Raw genomic sequence first — 8,346 nt, forward strand, 5'->3', positions numbered from 1 at the left:
AGCGCCGATGGCAATTGAGTATTGAAGCGATACGTATTTAGGTGATGCGGTATGTCTCGGGCGAGGGCCGAAGCGGCCGGAGCAGCCAGTAGGGCCGCCGCATGCCTCCGGGGCCCGGCGCCGGCCGCGCCAGCTTCAGCCACTCCTGGTAGACCTCGTGGCTCTTCGCCGTGTCCACCACGATGTCGCCTTCCTGGTCGTCCGCCTCGGCGCGCCTGACCCGCACCTTCTGGTGCCACGCGTGCGCGCCGCTCACCGGATCGGGATGCACCGCGAAGGTCAGGTTCTGGTGCACGCCGGCGCTCTGCCACCACACCCGCGAACTATCGCGATCGTCGCTCGTCCACGACTCGACGCCGTGGAGCCGACGCATCCGCCACTTCCCATCGCCCTGCTCCTCGAGGCGCACCAACGCCGAGCTCCAGCGGTCCGTCCCCGACTCCTCCGCCACGCGCCACCGGCCCATGTGGTGCGAGCAGGCCACCACGCCCGGCCGCATTCCCTCCGTCACCCACGCGCGCACGACGAAGTGCCCGATCTCGGTCTCGACCCGAACGAGGTCGCCGACCTCCACGCCGAGCCGCTCTCCGTCCGTGGTGGCTATCCACAGCGGATTGCTGTGCGCGATCTCGTTCAGCCATTTCGCGTTCCCAGACCGGGTATGGATCAGGATCGGCAGACGGAACGTCGGCACCAGCGCGAACTCGCTCTTCGACGGGTCGAGCTGCCGGGGCGACACGTGGCTCTCCATCACCGTCGGGATCGCGACTTCCTTCCAGCCCCACGCCGCGAGCGTGGATGAGTAGAACTCGAGTTTGCCGGACGGGGTGGGGAAGCCGCGCTTGGGCGCGCCATCCACCATGACCCCCGCGGCGCGCCGACCCTGCGCGTCGGAGGGGGGAACGGGCATAGGTACGATGTTGGATGACGGCGGCGCGGCCTTCGCGGTGTAGACGCGGCCCGTGGTCTGGTCCACAACCGCCTCGGCCATCTCGTCCGCCGGGACATTCTGCTCGTGGCGCCCGTAGGCCGGTGACGGCACGTCGAACGAGGCGTACTTCCGCATGTACTCCATCGGCTGGAGCCCCTCGACCGCCGCTGCTTCCTTGAGCCCCGGCACCGAGTTCTCGAAGATCCAGCGGTAGTACTCGTCGATGCCGAGCTTCTGCCCCGGCCGGTACGGAGACTCGAAGTGTTTCCGGATGCCCATCGCGCCGTCGGGGTCGATGCGCCAGGACAGTTCGATCCAGAACTCGTTCTCCTCCCACACTTCGCCTGGGTTGGTGTCTCGCGTGTCGGTGACCGGCTCGCCGAGCCGCTCCTTGAGCGCGCGCTGCACCGGCTGCCGGAAACCCAGCCAGCTGCCGGCGTGGGTCTCGAAGCTCGCGAGGTCGTGGCGCTCGCTCCCCAGGCCGACCGGCAGCACGTAGTCGGCGAACCACGCGGTCTCGCTCCAGACGGGTGTCAGAGCCGCGTGGCGGCCGATGAGCTTCTCGTCGCGCAGCACCTCGATCCACGTGAATCCGTCGGGATTGGTCCAGACCGGGTTGTAGACGCGAGTGAAGTAGACGTCGAGCGTGCCGCGGCCTTCCTTGAGGAAGTGCGGCAACAGGAAGCTCATCTCGAAGAAGGCGAGCGGGTACTCCTTGGGCCACGTCAACTCGTTCCAATTCTTGGGGTGCGGCGGCCGCGCGTGCGGCGCGGGAACGAACTTGGTCCAGCTGTTCGGGATGGTGCCGCCAGGCGTGCCCACGGACCCGGTGAGCACATTGAGGAAGAAGAGGCACCGAGCCGTCATCCAGCCGCCGAGGTTGCCGGCCGCGGCGGCGCGCCAGGTGTGGGCGCTGAACGCGGAGCCTGCCCGGGCGATGGCGTGCGCCACCTCGACGACCGTCGCCGCTGGCACGCCGGACTCGGCCTCGGCCTGTTCGGGCGTGAAGTCCGCGTAGAGCCGCTCGAGTTCCGCCTCGAACCGCTGGAAGTCGAGGGCACCCTGAGGTCCCGCTCCCCGCTCCCCGCTCCCCATCTCCGTCAGGTACTCCTCCCAGTTCACCCACCGCCTAACGAACTCGCGGTCGTAAAGCTTCTCGCGGATAAGGACGTTCGCGATCGCCAGCAAAACCGTGGTCTCGCTGCCGGGGTAGGTGGGCAGCCAGTGGTCGGCGTGGGTAGCGGTGTTGGAGAGGCGCGGGTCCATCACGATGATGGTGGCTCCGCGCTGCTTGGCCTCGATGATGCGCTGGGCGTGGGGATTGAAGTAGTGGCCGCTCTCCAGGTGCGCGGAGATGAGGAGGATGCACTTCGCGTTGGAGTGGTCGGGGTTCGGCCGGTCCATGCCCATCCAGAAGGCGTAGCCCGCGCGCGCGCCGGCGGAGCAGATGTTGGTGTGGCTGTTGTGGCCGTCTATCCCCCACGCGGCGAGCACGCGTTCGGTGTAGCCGTCCTCCCCCGGCCGCCCGACGTGATACATGACGCTGGTGTGGCGGTTCTCGACGATCGCCTTGCGGATGCGCGCCGCGAGATCGTCGAGCGCCTCGTCCCAGCTGACGCGCTCCCACTTGCCCTCGCCGCGCGCGCCGGCGCGCTTCAGCGGATAGAGGATGCGCTCCGGGTCGTGGATCTGGTTCAGCGTGGCGGGGCCCTTGGCGCAATTGCGGCCGCGGCTGCCGGGGTGGCGTGGGTTGCCCTCGAACTTCTTCACGACCCGCGTTTCCTGGTCCACGTAGGCCAGGAGCCCGCACGCCGCCTCGCAGTTGAAGCACGTGGTCGCGACGAGGCTGTAGTGCCGTCCGCCCTCGACCCAGTCGGTCCAGCGCTCCTCGGGCGGGAACGCATTGAAGCCCTTCTGCATGCGTCCGTGGTCGGCGGGATGGAGGCTCGACGTCGCCGCCGGTGCGTCCGTGCGTCGGTGCGCCTGCGCGTCCGTGCGTCCGTGCGCCGGTGCGTCGGTCATGGTCATGAGATCGGTGGTCCTTGGCCGGCGAGGACGAGGGCGTGTCCGTAGAGCCAGAGGCCCGCCAGCGCGAGTGCGCCGGCGAGCGGGAACAGAGCGACGGGGCCGATGAGGAAGAGCGCCGCGGGCAGCGCGAATCCGCCGATCAGCGACGCGCGGAAGAGTGCCGCGTACCGGCCGCGCCCGAGGGCGCGGGCCGCCGCCGAGGCGTTGGGCGTGGGGTGCCAGCCATAGGCGTCAACGAGCGCCAGCACGGCGAGCGCTCCGAGGCCGGCTGACAACCAGGGCGCGAAGGGCGAGGTCTTCTGGGCAACGCCGAGTGCCGGCGCCGCGATGAAGAGCGCCGTCAGGGCGGCTGCCGGCGCGTGCAGCGCCAGATGGAAGTACAGGACCGGGCTCTGCCACAGGTCTCGCCCTTCGCACTGGGCGAACAGGAGCGCCGTGTAGACGGCGGTGATGAACGCGAGCACCGCGACCGGCCAGGCGAGAAAGTCCAGCACCCGCTCAGCGCCGAGCCACCTCGCGGCGATCCACGCGACCAGGCACGCGCCGAAGCCAGTGATGACGAAAGCGCCTCGCGCGAGCCAACTCCGCCACTGCGGGCGGACCAGGATCATCCAGAAACGCTCGGGCCGCTTGAGGTCGGCGACCAGCAATGCGCCCGTGAGCGTCAGGAAGAACACCGCGGCAAGCGGGGCGTACCACCTGAGCACCGGCCCGCCCGGGTCGTATCCCGCGATGCGGGCGACCGCCAGAACGAGGGCGGCGCCTGCCGCCAGGCTCTTGGTCCAGATGTACGATGAGACCTTCCATCCCCAGGTGCGCTGGCGCGGCACGTCGTAGGAGACCCGGGCGGGCAGCGCGGCCGGGCGGCCGGGCGGTACCTGGGCATCGCGGTGCCCCGGTCGGCCTACCGTCCTGCCGTCATGCCGCCGTTCCGCCCACATGTACAGGTCCTCGTGATGCGCGGCGAGCGGGTCCAGCGTCGCCTCGTGCGCGCCGATGTAGAACGCCTTCGGCTTCGTCCTTTGCTCGGGTCGGCGCACCGTCACCTTCTTCTCGGCCAGCTCTCGGCTCACCTTGCTCGACGGGTCGTCCAGGTCGCCGAAGATGAGCGCCTCCACCGGGCAGACCACCACGCACGCGGGCAGGAGGCCCACGTCCACGCGGTGCGAGCAGAAGTTGCACTTGGCCGCGGTGTTCGAGTCGGGGTCCATGTAGATGGCGTCGTACGGGCAGGCCTGCATGCACGCCTTACAGCCGATGCAGAGGTCCTCGTCGAAGTCCACCAGGCCGTCGGGCCGCTGATGCATGGCGGTGACCGGGCAGATCTCGACGCAGGGCGCGTCCTCGCAGTGGTTGCATCGCAGCACCGCGAAGTGGCGCCGCACCTCGGGGAACGTGCCGACGTCCACGTTCTTCACCCAGGTGCGGAAGACGCCCACGGCCACATCGTTCTCGGACTTGCAGGCCGTGGTGCAGGCGTGGCAGCCGATGCACTTGGTCTGGTCGATGACCCAGGACCAGCGGGTCACCGGGTACTCTCCGGCGCCGCCACCGTCACCGAAGGATGTCCCACCACATCTTGATGGCCACCGCCGCGATGATCACCGCCAGGATCCACTTCAGTTGGGTCGCGCGCAGCTTCCGGCTGGTGGCGGCCCCCAGCTGCGCCGCCGGCAGCGCGCCGGCGACCAGCGCCAGGGCCGGCCACCCCGGGATCTGCCCCGTGAAGAGCTTGCCGGCGACGCCCATCAACGCGCCGGCCAGCACGACGGCCAGGGACGATCCCATGGCCGCGCGGGTCGGGATCCGCAGGACGTAGAGCATGAGCGGCATGAGGAGGAAGGCGCCGCCCGCGCCCACCGCGCCGGCCAGGACGCCGACCACGAGGGCCATGCCGAACCCGAGCGGCTTGCGCCACCGCTCGAGCGCCGCGCCGGCCGGCGACGGCTCGGGATTCCGCAGCGTGATCATCATGATCGCGGCGGCCGCGGCCATCGCCGCGAAGACGCCTTGGAGGACGTCGCCCCGGACCCAGCGTGAGCTGACCGCGCCGGCCAGGGAGCCGATCATCATGCCGGCGCCGAGCGTGGCCACCACGCGGCGGTCCACCATCCCCTCGCGGTAGTGGCCGGCGACGCCGGATGCGGCGGCGGCCAGCACCTGCACCATCGTAACTCCGGTGATGTCGTGCATGGTGAGCCGGCCGACGCCGAGCAGCGGAGGCACGTAGACGAGGAGCGGGACCATGATGATGGCCCCGCCCACGCCTACCAGGCCGGCAAGAAAGGCGCCGCCCGCCCCCAGGACGACCAGGGTGGCGAGAAGCGGGTCGGAGTGGAGGACGAGGAACACGGCCGCGATCCAGGCGAAGACGAGCGCGGTCGCGGGCTCGAGGATGGCCTCCAGCGCGCGGTTGGGCAGCGGCCGGGGTTCGAGTTCGGTAGTCACGAAAAGGACATCATACGCTTGCGCGGGCCTCGGCGCTCGGGTTTCGTCTCACCATTCGTCGGTCGCCGCGTACCTCAGCGCGCGTCGCCGGACCACGCCCCCTCGTGTTCCAGAAGCCATTCCTTCACGGGCAGCCCGCCCCCGTACCCGCCCAGGGAACCGTCGCTCCGGAGGACGCGGTGGCAGGGGACGACGATCGCGACCGGGTTGTGGTGCAGGGCGTTCCCCGCGGCGCGAGAAGCGCGCGGGTTGCCGGCGCGGGCGGCGACCTCAGTGTACGTCAGCACCTTCCCCACGGGGATACGCGCCGTCTCGCGCAGCACCTTGCGGCTGAATCCGGACACGTCGCTCAGGTCCACCCGCACGTCGAAGTCGAGCCGCTCGCCGGCGAAGTATCGGTCCATCGCTCGCCGCACGTCGTCGAGATCGTCGGACCTGATGATCGGGCGGTCGCCGTACCGGTCGAACAGTCGCTCGACGAAGATCGCCTCGTTCTTCACGAAATCGAGCCGGCGGAGGCCCTTCTCCCCGGCCGCGAGTCCGATCACGCCGACCGGAGTGTCCTCCATCATCGAATAGCGCATGGGTTCTCCGCGGCGGCCGGTCAGCTGCTCGAACGCGCCCAGGACGATGTGCTCCACGGCACGACGCTCGGCGGCGGTGATGGTAGTCATGCGACCTCCAGGCGCAGCTTCTTGGTCGCCTGATAGACGTTGGCGCGCGCGGCCTCGGCCGTACCGCCCAGCCGCCGCGCGATCTCCTCGTAGTCCAGCTCGTCCGCGATGCGCAGCGTGAGCGCCTGCCGCTGCCGCTCCGGCAAACCCGCGACTGCGCTCCACAGCGCGGCCCGCCGCTGCTCCGTTCGCTCGGTCCGTCCGTCGGTGTCCGAGCTCAGCGCGCCGTCAGCCTCGCGCGCGTGGCGCTCCAGGGCGCGCCGCTCGCGGACCTGCGACCTCAGATGGTTGAGCGAGGTGTTGGTCGCGATGCGGTACAGCCAGGCGCGCACGTTCGCGCCGGGCCCCAGGCGCGTGAGCGCGCGGTGGGCGCGCAGCAAGGTCTCCTGGAGCAGGTCCTGCGCCGCGTCGTCGTCGCGGACGATGCGCCGGATGTGCCGCGTCAGCTCGATGCCGTATTGAGCCAGGAGATGCGCGGCTCGCTCGTTGGATGTCATCGGTTATGAGACACCATAGGCTGGGGGAACGTGAAAAAGGGGGAGCGGGGAGCGGTACCTCCCGGTGCCCATCGCGGCATTCGAGTGCTGCGACGGGCCACCGAAGGTACCGCTCCCCGCTCCCCGCTCCCCGTCTCCCATCGTCACCACGACTCCGCGATTCCCCGCGCCACGTGGTCCGCGATCGCCATGATGGTGATCATCGGGTTCACGCCGCTCGACGTCACGAAGGCGCTCGCATCCGCCACGTAGAGGCTTTTCAGCTCGTGCGTCTCACCCGTCTCGCCGATCACGCTCCGGGCCGGATCCGAGCCCATCGCGCAGCTCGCCATCTGGTGGAAGGAGATGTATGACATCCGGCACTTGGTGTAGCCGCGGCCGTCCATCGTGTCGCACAGGCGATCCAGCCAACCGCTCTCGCCCGTCGTCACGCGCACCGGCGGCTGCTGGATCGAGAAGATCTCGGTGGCCCCGGCCGCGGCCAACACTTCGGCGGCGCCCCGCAGCCCGGATCTCAAGTGCCCGACGTCGTGGTCCGAGAGGTCGTAGTGAACCCGCGGGATACCGTCGCGGCCCGTCGCCACGCGGCCGGCATCGCGGTCTCTGAGCAGCAGGCCCACGATGCTGGAGTGCGAGAGCCGAGCGAGCGTCGCCTTGTGCGCGGCCGGCCCCTCCCAACCGAAGGCGCTGGCGGGCAAGGCGAAGTGGACGGGAACGGTCTCGAACTTCGTGCCGTAGCCGTCGCCCTGGTCCGAGAACTGATCGGAATAGCGGGTCTGGATGGCGCCGGTCCAGGGCTCCACCCGCTCCTTGAAGACGCCGACCAGCGCCGTGGCCGGATGGAGCCTGAGACCTCGGCCGATGCCGGGATTGGTGAGTCCGGAGCGCGCCAGCAATCCTGGTGTCTTCACCGACCCGCAAGCCGCCACCACTACCCGGGCACGGACGGTAAGCGTGACGGTGCGGCCGTCCGCCGTGCGCACCTGGCCTACGGCGCCGGTGGCGCGGCCATTCTGCTCCAACACGCGCTCCACGTCGCACCGCACCACGAATCGCGCGCCGCACCCAGCCGCATCGGTGAGGTAGGTGGCGGCGGTCGAGTTCTTGGCACCGTGCCTGCACCCGTAGCCGCAGTACCCGCACTCGGTGCCCTGAAGGCAGTTGGTGACGTTCCGCGGGATCGGGTCCACGTGCCAACCCATGGCGCGACAGCCTCGCTCGAGGATCTGGTCGCGGACCCCCGGCGTGGAGTAGCGCGTGTTCACGTCCAGTCGCGCGCTCACCCGCGCCAGCGACTCGACGAAGCGAGGGCTCGAGAAGAGCGAGAGGCCGGAGCGCGCGTCCCACTCCGCGCGCACCCTCTCGGGAAGCGGGAAGCTGGTGGTGTAGTTGATGATGGTGCCGCCGCCCAGGCCAGTCCCGGCGAGGATGGGCATCGAGCCGCTCTGGGTCATGAGCAGCCCATGGTCGAGGTAGTACTCGCCGAGCATCTCGCCCTCGACCTGGGTGAATCTGGACGGGTCGGGATTCCCCCCCTTCTCCAGGACGACGACGCTCTTCCCCGCCTCCGCGAGCAGCCCCGCCACCACGCCGCCGCCGGCGCCGGATCCCACCACGACCACGTCGCACTCCAGGGTCGTGTCCCGGTCGATCGTCTCGACCCGAAGCGGCGCGGGGAACGAATCGGGCATCGGGAGAGGCCCCGGGTAGCCTGCCGCGCGCCAGGCGGGGTGCCCATTGCCGTCCCGTGGGAACGCGTAGTAGCAGA

6 protein-coding genes are annotated in these 8,346 nt (G+C 70.0%); all 6 read right to left on the reverse strand.

The features are described 5' to 3' along the window. Nucleotides 1-37: 37 nt before the first annotated feature. Nucleotides 38-2,953, reverse strand: coding sequence for a molybdopterin-dependent oxidoreductase (locus Q8Q85_07440; protein MDP3774089.1), 2,916 nt, complete (start codon nucleotides 2,951-2,953; stop codon nucleotides 38-40). A gap of 2 nt (nucleotides 2,954-2,955) precedes the next feature. Further along, nucleotides 2,956-4,488, reverse strand: coding sequence for an NrfD/PsrC family molybdoenzyme membrane anchor subunit (nrfD, locus tag Q8Q85_07445; GenBank protein MDP3774090.1), 1,533 nt, complete (start codon nucleotides 4,486-4,488; stop codon nucleotides 2,956-2,958). Between the two features lie 25 nt (nucleotides 4,489-4,513). Further along, nucleotides 4,514-5,407: a sulfite exporter TauE/SafE family protein gene (locus Q8Q85_07450; protein MDP3774091.1), complete on the reverse strand. Its 894-nt coding sequence runs from the start codon at nucleotides 5,405-5,407 to the stop codon at nucleotides 4,514-4,516. A 74-nt stretch (nucleotides 5,408-5,481) separates the two neighbouring features. Then, nucleotides 5,482-6,081, reverse strand: a complete 600-nt coding sequence (locus tag Q8Q85_07455) for a methylated-DNA--[protein]-cysteine S-methyltransferase (protein MDP3774092.1) — start codon at nucleotides 6,079-6,081, stop codon at nucleotides 5,482-5,484. Continuing rightward, nucleotides 6,078-6,578, reverse strand: a complete 501-nt coding sequence (locus tag Q8Q85_07460; GenBank protein ID MDP3774093.1) for an RNA polymerase sigma factor — start codon at nucleotides 6,576-6,578, stop codon at nucleotides 6,078-6,080. Before Q8Q85_07460 ends, Q8Q85_07455 begins: the two co-directional genes overlap by 4 nt. 143 nt (nucleotides 6,579-6,721) lie before the next feature. Continuing rightward, the coding region (locus Q8Q85_07465) for a GMC family oxidoreductase N-terminal domain-containing protein (protein ID MDP3774094.1) at nucleotides 6,722-8,346 on the reverse strand (1,625 nt) is incomplete at its 5' end.

The sequence above is a fragment of the Gemmatimonadales bacterium genome, assembly GCA_030697825.1.
In the GTDB taxonomy this organism is placed as follows: Bacteria; Gemmatimonadota; Gemmatimonadetes; order Gemmatimonadales; family JACORV01; genus JACORV01.

What these genes read in the sequence shown, in the direction of transcription:
- Q8Q85_07455 (MDP3774092.1), bottom strand. Translation starts at nt 6,081, where the DNA reads ATGACTACCATCACCGCCGCCGAGCGTCGTGCCGTGGAGCACATCGTC.
- Q8Q85_07460 (MDP3774093.1), bottom strand. Translation starts at nt 6,578, where the DNA reads ATGACATCCAACGAGCGAGCCGCGCATCTCCTGGCTCAATACGGCATC.
- Q8Q85_07440 (MDP3774089.1), bottom strand. Translation starts at nt 2,953, where the DNA reads ATGACCGACGCACCGGCGCACGGACGCACGGACGCGCAGGCGCACCGA.